Origin of the sequence: Acinetobacter sp. MD2 (genome assembly GCF_035615575.1) — a bacterium.
Taxonomy (GTDB): domain Bacteria; phylum Pseudomonadota; class Gammaproteobacteria; order Pseudomonadales; family Moraxellaceae; genus Acinetobacter.
On sequence record NZ_VTDK01000006.1, the window covers coordinates 161,487 to 180,414 of the forward strand.

General features: G+C 39.1%; 21 protein-coding genes. 7 read left to right on the forward strand and 14 right to left on the reverse strand.

Annotation, left to right across the window (positions count from 1 at the left end):
- Nucleotides 1-118 precede the first annotated feature (118 nt).
- From rpsG to FXN70_RS10070, 3 genes are all read right to left on the reverse strand, one after another.
- On the reverse strand, nt 119-589 hold the full coding sequence (gene rpsG, locus FXN70_RS10060; protein ID WP_003653285.1) for a 30S ribosomal protein S7: 471 nt from the start codon (nt 587-589) through the stop codon (nt 119-121).
- Nucleotides 590-749: 160 nt separating this feature from the next.
- Nucleotides 750-1,124 (reverse strand): 30S ribosomal protein S12, encoded by a 375-nt coding sequence (gene rpsL / locus FXN70_RS10065; RefSeq protein ID WP_004648013.1) that lies wholly within the window; start codon nt 1,122-1,124, stop codon nt 750-752.
- A 177-nt stretch (nt 1,125-1,301) separates the two neighbouring features.
- The gene (locus tag FXN70_RS10070) at nt 1,302-2,642 is read right to left on the reverse strand and encodes an EcsC family protein (protein ID WP_324647325.1); all 1,341 of its coding nucleotides are present in this window, start codon (nt 2,640-2,642) and stop codon (nt 1,302-1,304) included.
- A 290-nt stretch (nt 2,643-2,932) separates the two neighbouring features.
- Between FXN70_RS10070 and FXN70_RS10075 the strand changes: the two genes are divergently transcribed.
- Together FXN70_RS10075 and hemJ are read left to right on the forward strand one after the other, a co-directional pair.
- Entirely contained in the window at nt 2,933-4,162 is a 1,230-nt protein-coding gene (locus FXN70_RS10075) for a beta-ketoacyl synthase N-terminal-like domain-containing protein (protein ID WP_324647326.1), read from the forward strand.
- 15 nt (nt 4,163-4,177) lie between these two features.
- Nucleotides 4,178-4,630 (forward strand): protoporphyrinogen oxidase HemJ, encoded by a 453-nt coding sequence (hemJ, locus tag FXN70_RS10080; protein WP_324647327.1) that lies wholly within the window; start codon nt 4,178-4,180, stop codon nt 4,628-4,630.
- Nucleotides 4,631-4,647: 17 nt separating this feature from the next.
- Here hemJ and FXN70_RS10085 read toward each other — a convergent pair whose 3' ends face one another.
- Complete coding sequence (locus FXN70_RS10085; RefSeq protein ID WP_324647328.1) at nt 4,648-5,115, reverse strand: Lrp/AsnC family transcriptional regulator; 468 nt, start codon at nt 5,113-5,115, stop codon at nt 4,648-4,650.
- A gap of 178 nt (nt 5,116-5,293) precedes the next feature.
- Here FXN70_RS10085 and FXN70_RS10090 point away from each other — a divergent pair, with 178 nt between their 5' ends.
- Complete coding sequence (locus FXN70_RS10090; RefSeq protein WP_324647329.1) at nt 5,294-6,469, forward strand: benzoate/H(+) symporter BenE family transporter; 1,176 nt, start codon at nt 5,294-5,296, stop codon at nt 6,467-6,469.
- 59 nt (nt 6,470-6,528) lie between these two features.
- Here FXN70_RS10090 and FXN70_RS10095 read toward each other — a convergent pair whose 3' ends face one another.
- Both FXN70_RS10095 and lysM read right to left on the reverse strand, forming a co-directional pair.
- Complete coding sequence (locus FXN70_RS10095) at nt 6,529-7,179, reverse strand: HAD-IA family hydrolase (protein ID WP_324647369.1); 651 nt, start codon at nt 7,177-7,179, stop codon at nt 6,529-6,531.
- A gap of 191 nt (nt 7,180-7,370) precedes the next feature.
- Nucleotides 7,371-7,847 (reverse strand): peptidoglycan-binding protein LysM, encoded by a 477-nt coding sequence (gene lysM / locus FXN70_RS10100; protein ID WP_324647331.1) that lies wholly within the window; start codon nt 7,845-7,847, stop codon nt 7,371-7,373.
- A gap of 224 nt (nt 7,848-8,071) precedes the next feature.
- Between lysM and FXN70_RS10105 the strand changes: the two genes are divergently transcribed.
- Nucleotides 8,072-8,839, forward strand: coding sequence for a hydroxymethylpyrimidine/phosphomethylpyrimidine kinase (locus FXN70_RS10105; protein WP_324647332.1), 768 nt, complete (start codon nt 8,072-8,074; stop codon nt 8,837-8,839).
- A gap of 34 nt (nt 8,840-8,873) precedes the next feature.
- On the opposite strand, the gene FXN70_RS10110 is transcribed toward FXN70_RS10105, so the two are convergent.
- Entirely contained in the window at nt 8,874-10,112 is a 1,239-nt protein-coding gene (locus FXN70_RS10110; RefSeq protein WP_324647333.1) for a GGDEF domain-containing protein, read from the reverse strand.
- Nucleotides 10,113-10,422: 310 nt separating this feature from the next.
- Between FXN70_RS10110 and FXN70_RS10115 the strand changes: the two genes are divergently transcribed.
- Nucleotides 10,423-11,163: a TenA family transcriptional regulator gene (locus tag FXN70_RS10115; RefSeq protein ID WP_324647334.1), complete on the forward strand. Its 741-nt coding sequence runs from the start codon at nt 10,423-10,425 to the stop codon at nt 11,161-11,163.
- A 25-nt stretch (nt 11,164-11,188) separates the two neighbouring features.
- Here the strand turns inward: FXN70_RS10115 and FXN70_RS10120 are convergent, their stop codons facing one another.
- Together FXN70_RS10120 and FXN70_RS10125 are read right to left on the reverse strand one after the other, a co-directional pair.
- A complete protein-coding gene (locus FXN70_RS10120) occupies nt 11,189-11,836 on the reverse strand; it encodes a nuclease-related domain-containing protein (protein ID WP_324647335.1) in 648 nt (215 codons plus the stop codon).
- A 76-nt stretch (nt 11,837-11,912) separates the two neighbouring features.
- Nucleotides 11,913-12,311, reverse strand: a complete 399-nt coding sequence (locus tag FXN70_RS10125; RefSeq protein WP_324647336.1) for an NUDIX domain-containing protein — start codon at nt 12,309-12,311, stop codon at nt 11,913-11,915.
- Between the two features lie 158 nt (nt 12,312-12,469).
- On the opposite strand from FXN70_RS10125, the gene FXN70_RS10130 reads away from it, so the two are divergent.
- Both FXN70_RS10130 and FXN70_RS10135 read left to right on the forward strand, forming a co-directional pair.
- Complete coding sequence (locus tag FXN70_RS10130) at nt 12,470-13,138, forward strand: response regulator transcription factor (protein ID WP_324647337.1); 669 nt, start codon at nt 12,470-12,472, stop codon at nt 13,136-13,138.
- Nucleotides 13,138-14,409 (forward strand): HAMP domain-containing sensor histidine kinase, encoded by a 1,272-nt coding sequence (locus FXN70_RS10135; protein ID WP_324647338.1) that lies wholly within the window; start codon nt 13,138-13,140, stop codon nt 14,407-14,409. The genes FXN70_RS10130 and FXN70_RS10135 overlap by 1 nt, the downstream gene beginning before the upstream one ends.
- Nucleotides 14,410-14,541: 132 nt before the next feature.
- Here FXN70_RS10135 and FXN70_RS10140 read toward each other — a convergent pair whose 3' ends face one another.
- From FXN70_RS10140 to FXN70_RS10160, 5 genes are all read right to left on the reverse strand, one after another.
- Complete coding sequence (locus FXN70_RS10140) at nt 14,542-14,808, reverse strand: hypothetical protein (RefSeq protein WP_324647339.1); 267 nt, start codon at nt 14,806-14,808, stop codon at nt 14,542-14,544.
- Between the two features lie 231 nt (nt 14,809-15,039).
- A complete protein-coding gene (locus FXN70_RS10145; protein ID WP_324647340.1) occupies nt 15,040-15,540 on the reverse strand; it encodes a methylated-DNA--[protein]-cysteine S-methyltransferase in 501 nt (166 codons plus the stop codon).
- A 98-nt stretch (nt 15,541-15,638) separates the two neighbouring features.
- Nucleotides 15,639-16,472, reverse strand: coding sequence for a copper resistance protein B (locus tag FXN70_RS10150; RefSeq protein WP_324647341.1), 834 nt, complete (start codon nt 16,470-16,472; stop codon nt 15,639-15,641).
- The gene (locus FXN70_RS10155) at nt 16,459-18,150 is read right to left on the reverse strand and encodes a multicopper oxidase domain-containing protein (RefSeq protein WP_324647342.1); all 1,692 of its coding nucleotides are present in this window, start codon (nt 18,148-18,150) and stop codon (nt 16,459-16,461) included. Before FXN70_RS10155 ends, FXN70_RS10150 begins: the two co-directional genes overlap by 14 nt.
- Nucleotides 18,151-18,193: 43 nt before the next feature.
- Nucleotides 18,194-18,595, reverse strand: a complete 402-nt coding sequence (locus FXN70_RS10160; protein ID WP_324647343.1) for a hypothetical protein — start codon at nt 18,593-18,595, stop codon at nt 18,194-18,196.
- Nucleotides 18,596-18,928 lie beyond the last annotated feature (333 nt).

Sequence of the window (18,928 nt, forward strand, 5' to 3'; positions counted from 1 at the left end):
GCAAGAATACTCAGATCTGGGTTAAATACCCGCACAGCCCCCGTTGGGATAAAGTGCGATATTAAATCGAACAACTGTACACATGAGTATTCTCCTGATCAGGGACTGTTTTATCCGCTTAGAAACGGTAATGAGAGAAGGCTTTGTTCGCTTCAGCCATACGATGCACGTCTTCACGTTTTTTGATCGCAGAGCCTTTGCCTTCAGCTGCATCAAGCAACTCGCCAGCAAGACGTAAAGCCATAGTTTTCTCAGAACGCTTAGCAGCAGCATCTACTAACCAACGCATCGCTAAAGCAGTACGACGGGATGGGCGTACTTCCATAGGAACTTGATAAGTAGCACCACCAACACGGCGTGCTTTTACTTCGACCATAGGACGAACTTTTTCAAGAGTAGTCTCGAAAAATTCAACTGGGTCTACTTTATTTTTTTCTTGAACACGTTCTAAAGCACCGTAAACGATACCTTCAGCAACAGATTTTTTACCATCTTGCATTACGTGGTTCATGAATTTAGCGATTGTTTGGCTACTGAATTTTGGATCCGGAAGGATCTCACGAGCAGCGACTACGCGACGTCTTGGCATTTTAATACACCTAATAATATGACACTTCAGGATAATCCAGCAGATTGTACAAGTGTCATGTACTGTACGCTGGCCTTACTATACGTCGCTTGAATTACAAATCTGTTACGAATTCAAACAAGCGAAACGCTAAAGGATTGCTTGGTTTAAACGGCTAAGGTTATTTCTTAGGACGTTTAGTACCGTATTTAGAACGTGACTGGTTACGATCTTTAACACCAGCACAGTCTAATGAACCACGAACGGTATGGTAACGTACACCTGGTAAGTCTTTAACACGACCACCACGGATAAGAACAACACTGTGCTCTTGTAAGTTATGGCCTTCACCACCGATATAGCTTGATACTTCAAAGCCAGAAGTTAAGCGAACACGGCAAACTTTACGCATTGCTGAGTTAGGTTTTTTAGGTGTAGTTGTGTAAACACGTGTACAAACACCACGACGTTGTGGACAAGCCTTCAACGCAGGAACTTTTGATTTTTCAATCAAAGTTGTACGACCCTTACGGATCAACTGATTCGTTGTTGCCATTTGGCAATTCTCCCGTTAATAAAAAACCTCAAAAAGAAATTACCGCTTTTTGAGGGCAAACAATTGTAAGCAAAAAGTCTTGATTGGTCAATATTCAACGGCTTTCTACCAACAAAATAGCCCGAATAAATGATTAGATGGGCTTAATTTTGGTTTTCTCAACCGCACACCACAAAATTAAGATTCAGTTTGCCCTTTATTTTTTGTAAAACTTGACTTAGATAATGTTGTTTTCGCAGCAACACGACGTGTCCGAGGCTTATTTGATTTTACCTTTTGCGTTGGAGTGACGATATCTTTTTCAACATTAATATTCGCAGCATCCAAGCTCATTGGCAAGGTTTCATCCTCTGCCGTGAGCTGCCGTAAAGATGTAGTCGTTACACCTTCAGCATCATCCACGCTATTTGGCTGTGGCACGTCTTTGTTTATGTGTGCTACATCATGCTCAGGTACAAGTGTTTGTACGGCAATTAAAGGCGTTTGCACTTCAACCGCATGCACAGCTTGTTGATACGCCGCCAAAATTGATAAGTTCTGTTCAGGATGTTGCGTCAGATAATCCCGCGCCACCGAAAAGATATGTTGTGACTTTTGCCCAACATCTTGAATGAAACGTCCATTATATCCGCCACCAATACCAGCAGCAATGAGCGGGGTCAACCGTGACAGCACCGAAACACGTGGGAGTTGATTCAGCCATGACCATTTTGCCTGTCCATCTTCATTTATAAACAGATTCTTCAGCCATTCACTATTGGCACTTGAACCTGCTAATCGCTGTAATTCAACAATATCGTTATGTTGCAACATTTTATCAAAAGTGCTCATTCCCAATAATAAAGTTTGCTTTTCTGCCAGTAAATCGAAGCGGACTTGTTTAAAAATGGCATCCACCACGTCACGCTCTTGCTGATTTAGCTCAAAACCATAGGCACGCCCTGTTTGATAGATTACACGTAACGCCAACAACAAAACACTTGGAACATCAATCGCAACACCCACCACACCCGTCACTGCTGCAAATGCGCCTTGTGTTGCCGCAAACCACTTATTTTGCTCAAGCAACGCCTGACTCAAACGCCCTGAACGAGCAAAATCTTGACGTAATTCATCTAAATTTTTCGCGCCTGCTTGTGCTAAAACTTGATCTACCGTACTTAGCTGTTCAGCACAATGACTTAAGCGCTGCGACAAATAATCCGTAATATCTGAAATTGAAATCGGTGAAAATTTTGCTGTAAGCAATGAAACTCGACCATAATTTCGACCTAACATTCGCTGAGAAAGTTGCGGTAGATATAATCCTAAAATTTGCTGTATATCCGCCTGCCTAAACATCGCATTTGCATCAGGTGTTTGTGCAAAGCCCTCAATTACTTGTGGGTTTAAGTTTGGGCGAGTTTGGCTCGCATTTAGTTGCTTTAAAAATTTTTGCCCTGCACCACTGAGCTTTTTAGCCACCCCAAACGTCTGGTTTAGCATACTGTGTGGATGTTCATTCTGCTGTTTTGGCATTCACATCGCTCCGTTATTTTTTCTTCAATCTATTGTAGATACTAGAAGTAGCCGACATTTATCTCAACTGCATTGTGTATCATTTGGTTAAGTGATTGGCATTTTGCCGAGATTATTATCAAGCAGCTTAGCCTTATATGATTTGCCATAAGATTTAAAAGCGCTTTCTGTTATGATAAAACGCATTCTCGATACGAGTAGTGCGCTCATTCATCCTTATATTTTAAGCGATTGTCCGCATTTTTAATCTGCTCTGGCTCGACATTATCACCATATTAAGGGATCTTTAGATGAAACGTGTTGTAATCACTGGTATGGGTATTAACTCATGCATTGGTAACTCTTTAGAACAAGTCACTGAATCATTAAAAAATGGCGTTTCAGGCACTCGCTTCAATCAAACATATGCTGACCTTAACTTCAAAAGCCATGTCAGTGCCGCAGCAGAACAAGAATTTGATAATATCGACCGCAAATTAAAACGCTTCATGGGCGTTTGTGCGATGTATGCTTATAACGCTGCCGTTGCTGCTGTTGAACACGCAGGTTTAACTGCTGCCGACTTAGAAGGCAACCCTCGTTACGGTATCGCAGGTGGTAGCGGTGGCGGTTCAACTGCGTCTGTCGTTGAAATGAATGACATTTTGGAAAACAAAGGCGCACGTAAAGTTGGGCCATTCTTTGTTCCACGCAACATGACCAATACGATTACTGCAAACGTGGGCGTGGCATTTAAATTACAAGGTGTAGCACATTCAATTACCAGTGCTTGTGCAACCTCTGCGGACGCGATTGGTTATGCGTATAACCTGATTCAATTAGGCAAACAAGATTTAATGCTTGCAGGTGGTGGTGAAGAAGATCATTGGTCACAAAGTTTATTGTTTGATGCGATGGGTGCGCTTTGTTCTAAATACAACGACTCGCCTGAAACTGCATCTCGTCCATATTCAGCAGACCGTGACGGTTTTGTCATTGCAGGCGGCGGCGGCTTTTTAGTATTAGAATCACTAGAACATGCGCAAGCACGTGGTGCAAATATTTTAGCTGAAGTGGTGGGTTATGCAGCAAACAGTGACGGTGCAGACATGGTTGCACCAAGCGGCGAAGGCGCAACACGTTGTATTTTAATGGCGCTTGATGAAGCGAAACAACATGGCGTAGATGCGATTGATTACGTAAATACACACGGTACATCAACCCCTGCTGGCGATATTACCGAATTAAAAGCTATGGAACGTGCTTTTGGTGAAGGTCAAGTACCTGCATTTAGCTCGACGAAGTCAATGACGGGTCACAGCTTAGGTGCTGCGGGTGTACACGAAGCGATTTATTCTGTATTAATGATGCAAAATGACTTTATTGCACCAAACATCAACGTAACTGAACTTGATGAAGGTGCAAAAGGTTTTGATCTTGTACTTGAAAAACGTGATGCTAAACTGAATGCGATTATGAGCAATAGCTTTGGTTTTGGCGGCGTGAATGCGTGTCTTATTTTCAAAAAATGGGCAAGCTAAGCTTTAGGATTTTAGATGACAACACCATCTGAGGCATTTCTTTGGGTCAAAGCACTGCATTTAATTGCAGTGATTTGTTGGTTCGCGGCATTATTTTATTTGCCGCGGCTGTACGTTTACCATGCCATGAGCGAAGATGAGATCAGTCATCAACGCTTTCAAATTATGGAGCGTAAACTGTATCGAGGGATTATGTGGCCTGCGATGATTGCAACGCTCGTGAGCGCACACTTTTTAGTGAGTTTAGGCGATGCAACGCAACATTATCATCAGGCACATTGGTTCTACCTAAAAGTAGCTTTGGTTGGTGTATTAATCATTTATCATTTAAGCTGCGGTTATTACCGCAAAAAGCTCATCACCAATGCACATTATAAAAGCCACAAATTTTGGCGCTTTTTTAATGAGTTCCCCACGATTATTTTATTAGCCGTGGTGATTTTAGTGGTGGTCAAACCTCAGTTTTAACTGAGGTTTTTTTATGACTAAAAAACCAATATCCCATTGCTTTTAATTTCATTTAAGACAAAGAACGTTCGCACTTGGCGCACCCCAGGCAAAGCAATCAATTTTTCACTATGTAACTGATTAAATGCAGATAAATCTTGAATACGGATTTTTAAAAAATAATCAAACTCCCCTGCCACCAAATAACACTCCAATACTTGGTTTAAGGCTTTCGCGGCCACTTCAAAAGCCGCAAAACTTTCTGGCGTAGAACGGTCTAACACCACCCCCACCAACACAATGGTGTCGCGCTGTACCATTTGCGGATTAATACTGGCACGAATATTTAAAATGGCACCAATTTTAAACAAGCGTTGGGTGTGATTCCAACACGATGTGCTACTAATACCGACCAATTTTGCCAGTTCAGCATTGCTTAAACGTCCATCTTGTTGCAGCGCACGCATAATTTTTAAATCCAAGGCGCTAAGCTTATTTTCACCCATAAATATTCTTCTTAAAATAGATTAATATTTAAAACAATTTACCTTAATTTTGAAATTTTAAAAAATAAATATCTATTTATTCATTAAATTTAAGAAGCACCTTCTTTTAAAATCTTGCTAAATTGCAGCTATTCTCAACAGCACTGCTTTTTTATTTTTCATGGAAGAACAGCGATTTATGTCAAAACTTCTGCAAGATTTTTCTATTCCTGCCGTATTTGCAGGTTTTATTACTTTTTTAATTGGCATTAGCGTCTCTGCGGTTTTAGTCATTCAAGGCGCACAAAGTTTAGGGGCGAATCCTGAGCAAATTGCATCGTGGTTTTGGGCACTCGGGCTTGCAATTGGTTTGACGGGACTGATTTTATCGTGGAAGTACAAATATCCGGTTGCAACTGCATGGTCAACCCCCGGTATTGCACTCATTATTGCGACAGGAAGCCATTACAGCTTAGCGCAAGCGATTGGTGCATTTATATTGTGCGGAATTCTCACCGCGATTGTAGGTTTTTCAGGACTTTTTCAACGCTTACTTGCCAAAATTCCTTTAAGTTTAAGCTGTGCAATGCTAGCAGGTATTTTGCTTAAATTTGGACTACAGCTTTTTGTGCAATTACAACATCAATGGACATTTGTGGTCAGCCTTTTGGCGATTTACTTGGTTGCAAAAAGACTACTACCCCGTTATAGCATTGTCATTACCGTGATTGCTGCCATGTTGTTATGCCCAATTTTATTAAACTTTCAATTTCCAAACTTGAATTGGAGTATTAGCAAACCTGTTTGGGTCACACCTGAATTTTCATGGACAGCCTGTCTAGGACTTGCCTTTCCCTTATTTATTATCAACATGTCGTCACAGTTTTTGCCCGGTATTGGCATGATTAAAAGCTATGGCTACCAACCACACACCAATAGCTTAGTGGGTTGGATTGGGATTTCTCAAACAGCGCTTGCCCCTTTTGGCGCATTTTCAGTCTGTTTAGCGGCAATTTCTGCGGCAGTAAGTCTAGACGATCAAGTTCACCCCGACCCGAAACGCCGTTATATTGCAGGCATGAGTTGTGGACTTTTCTATATTTTAATGGGGCTTTTTGCTACAACGCTCACTCAGCTTTTACTGGCATTCCCATCAGTCTTTATTATGACATTGGCAGGCATCGCCTTATTTGGCACCATTAGCCACAATATTGCAATTGCCTTTCAACAACCATCTGACCGTGAGCCTGCGTTACTGACTTTTTTAATGAGTGCCTCAGGCATTCAATTGTTTGGTGTTGGTTCCGCTTTTTGGGGATTATTACTTGGGATTGTGGTCGCATTGGTTTTAAACTTCAAACCTACTCAAAAATAAAAATGCTATGCAACAGCATATCTACACCGATATGCTGTGAGAACCGCCAATTTTATGACTCATATTCGCTTCAAAAATATGCTTAATAGTTCAGAGAATTGTGAAATATATTGTGGAGCTTGAACCGCTAATAACTCCTCAACTGTACCATAACCATAGTTTACAGCAATACTTTGCATATGATGACGACGCGCACCTAAAATATCGTATTTACGATCACCCACCATGACACAATTTTCGGCTTTGAGCTGTTCTTGCTGCAAAATATAAGCAATTAAATCGCCTTTATTGGTTCTTTCACCCGTTAATTCACTACCATAAGCCTGTGTGAAATATTTTAATAAATCAAAATGTTGTAAAATTTTAACGGCATACACCTGTGGCTTTGCAGTTGCTAAATATAATTGATAACCACGTTGCTGTAGTTCCGCCAAAGTTTGCGCAACCGTGTCATAGACTTTATTTTCATACAGCCCAATACTAGCAAAACGCTCACGATAATAAGCTAAAGCTTGTTCTGTCAAAACATCATCATCACTGCTTAATAAAGTCGCAAAAGATGCTTTCAATGGTGGGCCAATCGTCCAATCTAGGTCAACATTTTCCGCCAACGGCTGACCTAATTTATCTAGTGCATAACGTATACAAGTATGGATACCTACTTTAGGGTCTGTTAGTGTTCCATCTAAATCTAATAAAATATGTTGAATGTTTTGCACAGTTTGCCCTATCGGTTTAAATTTCGCTGAATCTGTATAAATAATGACTTAAAGCGGTCAAAACAACCGAATAAATCATGTGCAAATTTAAACACAATAAAAAAAGCCTGCGTACGAATTTTTACTTAATAAAGATAAAATTCAAACGCAAGCATTTAGCTTTAACTTACAAATCGCGCAAGTTATTCAGGAATACGTAAGACTTGACCCGGAAAAATTGCATCAGCAGATTTTAACATCGGCTTATTGGCGTCAAAAATTTTCGGATATTGATTGGCATCAGCATAAAATTCTTTGGCAATTTTTGACAAATTATCACCTGATTTAACCGTATAAAATTTACTTTCAGGTGCAGGTTCTTCTACTGTCATTTGGTCATCAACCTGTGCAACATGGTCAATATTTCCAACTGCAAGAATAATTTTTTCTTTATCCGCCTGACTTTTGACTTGACCTTTAAGCGTAGCCAAATCGGTTGTACTATTATAATTTACCGATAATCCTGCAACAGGCAAACCTAAAGCTTGAATATGTGACAAAAGTTGATTCGCAATTTGTTGTGCATTTGGTTCTGTAGGCGTTTCACTAGGTGTAGCAGGTTGTTCTACTGGCGCTTCATTTTTCTTGCCAACACCTTTAATAAAATCAAAAAAACCCATGCCTTTCTCCTCATCGTTATTTTTAATAAACAAAAAAATTTTTGTGAACTTTAGTTATACGTCAAAATGACAACTTATGTGTGTCAGTTCCACCTAAATCTGGTAACACTGTGTAAGTATTTAACCAAAAGGTAAATTCTCAGATGAAAAGTAAAATTGACTCGGAAGTTAAATAAATCTTGCCTATACTAAAGCCAATTGAGTTTAAACAAAGGATGTGTTGAATGCGTGCCACTGTATTATGTTTTTCTGGTTTAGACCCTTCTGGCGGTGCAGGATTACAAGCAGATATCGAGGCAATTGGGCAAAGTGGCGCACATGCGGCAATTGCATGCACAGCACTTACCATTCAAAATTCGCAACAAGTTTTTGGTTTTGAGGCAACATCAAGCCAATTACTTTTGGCACAAGCACAGGCTGTGGTACAAGACTTACCCATTAAATGTGTTAAATCTGGGATGCTTGGAACAACTGAAAATATCACAGCATTGGCAGAATTTTTAACTGCCCATCCTGATTATCACTATGTACTCGACCCAGTATTGGTTGCAAACAGTGGTGGTAGCTTAGGTGATCAAGCAACTCTCGTTGCAGCTTTTCAACAACTTATTCCGCTTGCAACACTCATTACACCCAATACGGTTGAACTACGTGCTTTAACAGGAATAAATGACTTAGATGCAGCGACCCAAAAGCTTTTTGAGCTAGGCGCAAATGCTGTTTTGGTCAAAGGTGGGCATGAGGCTACCCCCGATTACATACGCAATGCACTCTACATTCATGCTGAATTAGTTTCAGAAACCACCTGTAGTCGTTTAGATGGAGAGTATCATGGTTCAGGTTGCTCACTTGCAAGCTATATCGCTGGACGTTTGGCACAAAATGATAGTATTCAACAAGCGGTCAATCATGCTGAAACTTGGCTTTGGACGGTACTTAAGCAAGCTGAATCTCCAGTCAGCGGTGGACAAAAAATTCCAAAACGCTTTTAAAACATAATTTTAATTTAAAAAAGGTGCGGTTGAATCAAATAATTCGTCTTTGCTTCATTACACCTATTTGATTGATGACTAAATTATATTGATTCCGACCATTAATTTTCGCCAAATATAAGGCATTATCTGCTTGTGAGATAAAATCACTAATATTACAACTTAAGCTTGGTGTAGTAATTGCAATCCCCGCACTAATCGTAACATATGAAGCAATATCACTATCAGGATGTACAATATGATGTTCACGAATCGCATTCATTAAACGTTCAATTAAGGCTTTGGCATCTTTTTCACTTGTGGTAGGAAACAATAGAAAAAATTCCTCACCACCATAACGTGCAGCCAACTCACCTGTTCTAGACGTCATTAATGCAATAATATTGGCAATTCGTTTTAAACATTTATCGCCTTCAATATGACCCAAACTATCGTTATAACGCTTAAAAAAATCAATATCGACCATCATAATACAAAGTGACGTTTGCGTCCGAAGGGCACGATTCCACTCCAAACCAAGCACTTCATCAAGATAACGGCGATTGGCAAGCCCAGTAAGTGCATCTTGCCGTGACAAAATAGATAAGCGTTGTGCCTGCTCAATCAACTCTAAGTTGTTTAAAGCAATAATACAATTTTGTAGATAACTTTCTCGATGTTGGCGATCAATTGCATATGCAATTGCCATCCCTAAAAAACTACTAAAAGTATAAGTCCGATTGAGTACCGTCCATTCAATTGAATGTTGCAGATGAAGCACAACTAAAATTGCAATCGCACCACCAAACCAACCGGCAAAGGTAATGGTATAAACACGCAAACCAACAAAAGCATAGGTAATAATGACGGCATACATCATCGCCACATGAAATAAAATATTGCTTTGCCCATTGTCTGTTAGTGTCACCAAAATAAAACTAATCGCAATTCCAAGACCTGAACCAATGCCTACATACCAATCAAAATATTGTTCAAATCGTTCGATAAAAGATAGTAACCATGCCGATGTAATAATTATTCCAACCGATGCATAATAGTAAAGCCATTTTTGCATTTGATCGTTCGGTAAAACTTGCGCTATTCCAACACATAAAAATAAATACAATACCAAAATAATCGGCGCACGATAGCGAAATTCATAAGTTGCGGCTTTGCAGTATTTAGTTTGATAATCAGCTTCAAGAAGTTTCGGAAATTTGACATTAGCTAGCCAACGGCTTGCATTTTGCTCGATGTATTTTTTATCAAATATTGTTGTTCCATATAACTTCATCTCACTTCATACCCCTTTTTTTATAAGTTCATTGTTTTACATTTTGGATTTTTTAAAGAAGTCAGAGCTCTTGCGTTATATCATTATAATAAGAGCAAAGCCCCCTTACTTAAAAAGCTTTTTGAGATAGCTTTACAATCAATTTAAACTATTTTTAACCCAAATATCAAAAATCTACTGGCAATTAAAAATGCTTGTGTCTATATCAAAATAACGATATTTTGATGAAAAATCACGCGCTTTTTTTAAAATCAATATACATAATCTAGCAATCATCATCAACAAAACCAATGGACTAGGATGGGGATATATGAACTCAAAAACAAAGACCTATGAACTTGACTTACAACTGACCCCACATACCACATGGTCACAAAAATTTTGGGATGATTTAATTCCTGCAAAGGATAAAGTCAGTTCACATCCATTATTTACTGACATGGCCAATGGAAAGCTCAGCGCACATTGCTTTCGGAATACCTTATTAAATTTTTATCCTTTAGTGGCCCATTTTCCCTCTTATATGGCAATGTCGCTTGCCAAAGCAACACAATTTGCAACACCTGGCGTAACTGAAGCACGTAATTGGCTCATTCAAAATATTAAAATTGAAGAACGTCATTTAGATTGGTATCGAGATTGGGCCGGTGGTTTTGGCTTATCTGTTGAAACATTAGATACAACTCGTCCACCTGCTGCGGTAAATGCAATCAACCATTACTTATGGAGTATCAATTATCGCGGTACACTCGCTGAAGGGATAGCTGCAACTAACCTCGCGATTGAATGGGCAACAGGCGATTGGAGCATTCAAGTCTACAAAGGTATTGAAAGCTATGCTAATCATCCAGAAATTAATATCAATAAACGCTCGTTAGCTTGGTTACGCGCACATGCACACTACGATGATTTACACCCACATGAAGCGATGGAACTCATCAAACGCCTCTGCGATGGTCAGCCCGAATTACAACAAAAAGCATTTGAGGCGGCACAAGAAGGTTTAGCTTATTATGCTTTAGCACTAGATGCATGTTATGAACAACAATAAAATATGAACTGATCCGAGTACTATTTTAGTACTCGTTTTGTTTTGAAATATCTACGCCATGTCGCTTTTGCAAATTCGCTAGATGTAGTTTTTCAGTTTCTCGATTACGCTCTAAACTATATTTTTCAATGATATGTTTTACCCGCCGCATTTTAACCTCTGACAAAACCTGTGTTTGAAATGTTTTGACAAATTGTACCCAAGCCTTTCCCTCAAATACATTATATGGCATGGGCGTTTTAAAACTGCTTTCTCCCACAAACACAACGATCGAATGCAAGTCTTGCGCGGCTATAACGTCTTGCAATAAATTTTCTAGCACTTTGATATGTTTATAATTTTGATGCAATGGGTTTTGGAACTTATATTTATTTTTATATAAGGTTTGCGTCCACATTTTTTGATATTCACCACCATAAATCCAGCCTTTATAGTTTTTAGTTTCAATCACAAATAGACCAAACGGACATATTAAAATATGATCAATTTGTGTCGTCAACCCATCAGACGTTGGCAAAGTACAATCATTTAACAGTGTATATTGTGCTGGATCTAAAAATCGTTGGCACTGAAATTGAATAACTTTTTCACCAATTTTGCCTTTAAACTTAGGTGATGACACCACAGCTGAAATCACAGCAAAAATAATGAATGCCACAATCAATAAAAACATACTTCCCCCTCAAAAACCAAAATGGTGTTGATCACCAATCACAGATACTCTATTTAAAAGAATGAAATGACAGCAGTCACCATTTTTTCCCATTCAACAAAAAAGGGAAAATAAAATGCTCGGTTAGTGGCGCAAGTGGTAAATGCTGTGCTTGGGTTGGATGAACCCACATAATTTCGGCAAGCTCGGCACATGCTTGAGGTGTTTGCAGCAATTTCACTTCAAAAATGTAAGCATGCAATGCTGTATCGGCCTCATTTGCCGCCATGGTTTTCACAAGTCCAAGGTCTTGAATAATTTCTGCAGCAACCCCAAGTTCTTCTTGAATTTCTCTTAACATACACACATCGGCAGACTCATTTTTCTCAAGCTTGCCACCCACTTGCATAAAAAATTGAGTTCCTTGTTTACGTGCCAAAAGTACTTCTTCTTTTTCATTCATAATCAGTGCGGCAGCAACGGTAATCACCTGCATCAAAACATCTTCTATTTAACTATATGAACAACAAGTATAAAACAATTGCAGCGCGTTCGAAGCATTGCTCTGAAATCATGAAAAAGGATGCAATGTCTATAGGCGATTAAGACGGCTTCGGCTATCATAAAAGCTCGCATACCATCTTTCTAAAATCAATGAAAATTCTTATTATTGAAGATGATCGAGATATTTTGCAGAACATTGCAGAATATTTAGAATTACAAGGTTATATTGTCGATATCGCGACAGACGGGCTACAAGGTCAATACTTAGCGGAACAGCATAAGTATGATTTGATTGTTATGGATATTAATTTGCCCCGTGTAAATGGATTTCATATCTGTCAAAACTTAAAAACAAATTCGCCACGTCAACCAATTATTATGATGACAGCACGTGACCAATTGCATGATAAATTGCAAGGTTTCTCTGTCGGTGCAGATGATTATTTAATTAAACCTTTTGCCTTAGCAGAACTACATGCACGTATTTTAGCACTATGGAACCGTTGTTATAATTTGGCAGGACAGCAACTGTTAACTGTAGGTGATTTACAACTTAATCGTCAAACTTATCAACTCAGTCGACAAGGCAAATTTTTAAAGCTTGCGCCTATTCCTTTAATGTTGCTTGAAACACTCATGCTGGCAAGCCCAAATGTCGTCACGCGAGCCAAATTAGAAGAACACTTATGGAAAGATTCTCCTCCTTCTAGCGATAGCTTACGTACCCATATTCATCAAATTCGACATATTATTGATAAACCTTTTTCACATGCACTCTTACATACCATTCATGGCATTGGTTATAAGGTCTGCATATAATGTTGTCACAATTTGGACAACTCAAAAAGCATATTATTTTACGTTTTTTTATTGTCACACTGTGCTTTAGTGGCATGATTAGCCTTGGTTTTGTTTTACTCTCGAAACAACATGAACATCGTTTACAAAGTATTGATATGGGGTTAGCAATTGAACGTATTCGGCATCAATATTTAAAAGGCGAAGATGTCGGTCGCGTAAATCGTTTTTTTCACGGTCAAAAATTTTCATCACAATTTCCAGATTGGCTGCGTAAATTACCCACTGGCTTTCATAAAGTTACACGTGATCATTTAATTTGGCATGTAATGGTGGTCGATTATCCTGACCAACGCTATATTTTACTCAGAGACTATACGAATTTTGAGGAGCAAAAGCGTTCACCTTGGTTATTTTCGGGATTCATTTTAACGGCAAGCGGGTTACTCAGTTTAATTTTGCTCTATATTACCAATTATTATATTATTCAACCAATTGAAAAATTAGAAAAAAACATCAGAAAAGATTTAAATCCAAACAAGAAGAATCAACTGGCACCCGACTTCCCTCACAATGAAATTGGGCAACTGGCGCAAGCGTTTGATGAAGTTTATGATCAACTTAACCATGCCTTACAACGTGAGCGACTGTTCACCGCAGACGTCAGCCATGAACTGCGTACCCCCCTCATGGTCATCTTAACCAGTTGTGAGTTACTCCAAGCAACCAGCTTACATTTGCCCGAAAAATCACAGCAACGCTTAGCCACAATCCAACAATCGGCACAGCGAATTTTACAACAGCTTCAAATTTATCTTGCATTGGCACGCCAAGACCGAACCTCAATTGCTTTAACTGAACAACAGTCACTTACCGAAATTGCAACGCATGTTATTCAAGAAAATAAAGCCTTTGCAGAACGCTATCAAGTGCACTTAAGCCTTGACCAGAACAATACATCCTCACAACGCTATCCTGCTGACTTATGTGCAACTATTATGTCAAATTTAGTTCGTAATGCGATTGAGTATGCAGGTTCAAATTGCCGTATTTTAATTCAGCTGCATGCGCATGGTTTTAGTGTGAGTGATAATGGACTTGGAATTGCACCAGAATTACAACCGCAACTCTTTGAAGCTTTCACGGGTTCTTACCAATCGGCACAACATCTAGGTTTAGGCTTGTCTTTGGTTCAGCGAATTTGTCATTATTTAAATTGGGAAATCGAATTTTATTCATCTGCCGAACAAGGAACACATTTTTTTATTCATACCCAATCCAAACAATCTTAGCTTTACGCGAAGTGTAAGGATATTAGATAGGTAATATCCATTCATTGAATGAAATTCATATATCACACTTTATTTCAACTAACTCGATAAAAAAGCAGATGCCAAAATAAATGCATCTGCCCAAAACCAATTTTATTTTTTATCTTTATGCATATCAGACATATCCATCTGCTGCATTTCAGATGCCGACATATCTGCATGATTCATATGTGACATGTCCATTGGCATAGAGGCTTCTTTATCACCTGTCGAACGCCACTGCTTTGCATAACCATCAATTTCATTATTGTCTGAACTTACGCAATAAAACAAAAGACCTAAAAATAAGATTCCTGCAACAATGGCAATGCCAACCCACATCCAACTTCTATTTGGATTTGGCTTTTGCTTGGTACTCATAAGATACTCCTATTTTTCAACTGAACAATATGGCAAAAATAAACTGATATGCCAAAAAAGATGCATAAGCATACAGGGTATTGGCGGTGCTGAAAATGATCGTGTGTATAATCGAATCTTCATTTTTACAACTACGCCTAATAAAATAGTGTGAATAAAAAGAGCTAATAAACGAGGATTCTTTATAAGTATTTAAAATAAAGCATATTATTTTTTGTGAAAAGAGATATTTTACAGACTCGCTTCAAGAACTCTACGTTCTAAATTTAATAATTTTATTTTTTGTTCAAGACCACCCGCATAACCAACTAGTTTGCCATTTGCACCAATCACACGGTGACACGGTACGATAATCGACAATGGATTTCGCCCATTGGCTGTACCCACTGCCCTAACCGCTTTTGGGTTACCAATTTGTTTTGCAATATCTGAATAACAACAGGTTTCACCAAACGGAATTTTTTGTAATGCCTGCCATACTTGCCGCTGAAAAACCGTACCACCATAAGGGTCAGATTTTAATTCAAAGTGTTGACGTTGTCCTAAAAAGTATTCTTCAAGCTGCGTTTTGGCTTGCATTAAAATTGGATGCTGTGCATCTACAACTAAACTTTGCTGTGCAAAAACACGCTGATATTCGTGCTCCCACAGTACTGCGCGCAAAGCCTGTTCATCGGCAACCAAATATAAAAGCCCTACAGGACTGGGGATAGTGTTCAAAGTAAGTTTCATACTGCTTAACCCACATCGTTTTATGTATATTCTAGCCGATTTAAACCGCATAAAAAATGCACTGAGAAAATCAGTGCATTTTGCAGCTTCAAAACAGCTTAAAAATTAAGCTTGAATCCGCCCCCATAAATCCAACCTGTTTCAGAAGGCGTTGCTATTTGCTCTCTTGTCTGCTGCTGACCATTTTCATGTCGATAGGCAACTTCAACAAAAGGCATGATTTTTTTATTAAGTTCATAACGACTTTGTATGCCAATTTCAGCATGGGCGAGTCCTGTTTTTTGGGCAGATTTCGTTTCATCTTGCACTAGCCACAAAGCTTTAACAAAAGGTGTCATAATCCATTTTTGAGTTAGCAAAACATCGCGTGTGCTTTCTAAATACAAGGCACTATATTGATGTTCGCCCACATACACATAAGCATCCGTTTCAAAAAAATATGGGGCTAGACCATGCACACCCAATACCAAATCTATCGCTTGCTTATTTTGTGTCAAATTTAAGTTTTGCCGATAACGCAGTCCCGTTTGCACGTCCCAAAATGGGCTGACATTACGGCTATATAAGGCTTTCACCTCCGTTTCAGTGTTTTTCGACTCAGCTTTATCAAACTCTGCTTTAATGTAAAGTTTATTTATATCTGAACCCACCCAACTGTTTAATTCAGACTGCAACTGCCCATGCCCTGTTTTATCCACGCGCCATTTATTGTCCAAACTTGTCGCACTATAAATTTCAGAACCATGTTGATGCATTGCCATATCATCGTTAGAAGCTGTTTGCTTTACAGCAATTGCCTGATGAATTGGCATATTAGACATAGACATGTTATGTGGCATATCAGCCATCGGCATGCTTGTCTCTGCCCATGCTGATGAAATCCAAAAGAGTCCGCTACAAATGCCAAAGCTAAAAAATTTAGTGATGTGCATGTGATGACTCCTGCTGTTGTGGCATCGCTGTAGTTTGCACTTCACCTACCACCAGTTTGTTCATCATGCCCGAAGTCATGTGATACAACAAATGGCAATGAATAGCCCATTCCCCGAGCTCATCTGCCGTTAATAACACACTCACCGTTTTGGCAGGTGGCACAATAATGGTGTGCTTATTGGGTAAATTTTCAAGGCTTTGTCCATTTTCTAATTGCACAAACATGCCATGTAAATGCATAGGATGCGCCATCATGGTGTTATTGGTGAATCTTAAACGAACCCGTTCCCCAAATTTGACCTGCAACGGCGTGGCATGGGCAAAGCTTTGCCCATTCATCGTCCAAATATAGCGTTCCATATTACCATCTAAGGAAATATCAATCGTTCTTGTAGGCTCACGCGTATCGGCTTGTGGTGTTCTAGCTTTTAAAGCTTGATATTGCAACGCTTTTTCGCCCACAGGCGTTGAAGCATTTGCCCAACCTTCAACGTCTTTTGCCTGTTTAGATTCAGCGCTTGGAATTGGCATATCATGCTTCGTATTCGACATCGGCATGTCATGTTTCATATCTGACATTGGCATATCGTGCTTCATATCTGACATTGGCATGTCTTGCATACTTAATAAAGCACGTGGGCGATGTGATGGCATCGCAAATTTCTGCTCGGTTTTCCCAATTTGATGCAATTGCCCCAAAGCAAAACCACTGCGATCAATCGATTCTGCTTGGAGTTGATAATTGGTCAATTTCGGTTCAACCATCACATCATAGGTTTCGCCTGCACCAAAACGAAATTCATCGACCGACACAGGTTGCACAGGCTGACCATCTGCCGCAACCACCGTCATTTTTAAATTGGGAATCCGAACATCAAAAAAAGACATCGCTGAGGCATTAATAAAACGCAAACGCATTTTTTCACCTTGCTTAAAGTCTGCCGTCCAATTTTGTGTGGGTGTTTTTCCATTTAATAAAAAGGTATAGCCCGTGACATCACTCAAATCGGTTTTGAGCATGCGCATTTGGTTCCACATTTTGCGGTCTTGCCATGTATTTTTTATCCCTTCAGTTTTCGCTTGTTGCCAAACATCTGCCAAAGTTTCGCGTTGATTTTGATAATAATCGGCCGATTTCTTCAGATTTTTCATAATTTCATTGCTTGAAGATGAATGAAAATCTGACAACATCACCACCTCATCACGATCTGCTTGATCTATCGGATCGATATATTGATGACCTTTTGGATACACAATAAACGCGCCATATAAACCATCTTGCTCTTGCCCAACACTATGGGCGTGATACCAATATGTGCCTGTTTGGCGAAGCTTAAAACGGTAGGTAAAATCGGCATTCGGCTTTATCCCTTTAAAGCCATTAAAACCCGGTACGCCATCCATCAACGCAGGCAATAAAATGCCATGCCAATGCAAAGCCGTTTCTTGATTTTTTAATTGATTATGCACATGAATAACGGCTTCATCACCTTCTTCAAATGCTAAAGTGGGGGCAGGAAATTGCCCATTTACAGTAATTTTTTTAACTGGCTTTCCTGTTACATTCACCGTTTGTTCGGCAATATTTAAATGATATTCACGAATTGCCGCCAAAGTGAATGGAGACAACAATACACACAAACTTAGGGTCGCCATACGGCGCAATAATATAGACATCGCTTAATTCTCTTAAAAATAAAATGAATTTTTTTAAATCGAATTAAGCTTTTGGTGGACGTAAGATTTGTTGCCAATAGCCTGCAATAACTTGTGTATGCAGTTCAGGTAAAGGCGAGCGTTGCTTTTCTTTTAAGATTGGTTGCAACACCAGCGCCAATGGTTCAGCTACAGCATAATTTAAACTTTGGCAATGAATGAGTTGGCAGTCACTACAATTTGACTGATGGATTGGAGGCAAACTTGATGTTTTTGCATCATCCATCTGCATTTTGGTACAGTGCCCCATTCCATTCATCAGTTGTGATGTATGTTGGATTGGCATATCCATTGCAGACATGTCCATATGCTTCGACTGTGCCAAAACATTCGACACACTTAAACAACTGAGCGCAAAAGCGACCAGAAAACATAAATAGCGTTGAAAAAATGACTGCACAGACAAAAATGAATCCAATCAATGACTCAGTCAATAAAATATCGGATTCTTTGTTAAAATACAAATCGAGCTTGCATAAACAAGTTAGGAAAATTAAAAATAACATGATGAACTAAAAATAATGTCTCAATGCTTTGCTGGAATAAACTGGGAGTTTAAACCTGACTGCAAAATTGGATTGTTTCTCAGCATCAACTCATTCGACTTGAGTAGCAATCAAAATGCTCAATAATTTAAATTGATCAGAATGGCAATACAGCCAAAATTTACGACCATATAATACGCCAGAATTTTAATATGCGAATCATTTAGTCGATTTGACGTTTGATATTCAATTGC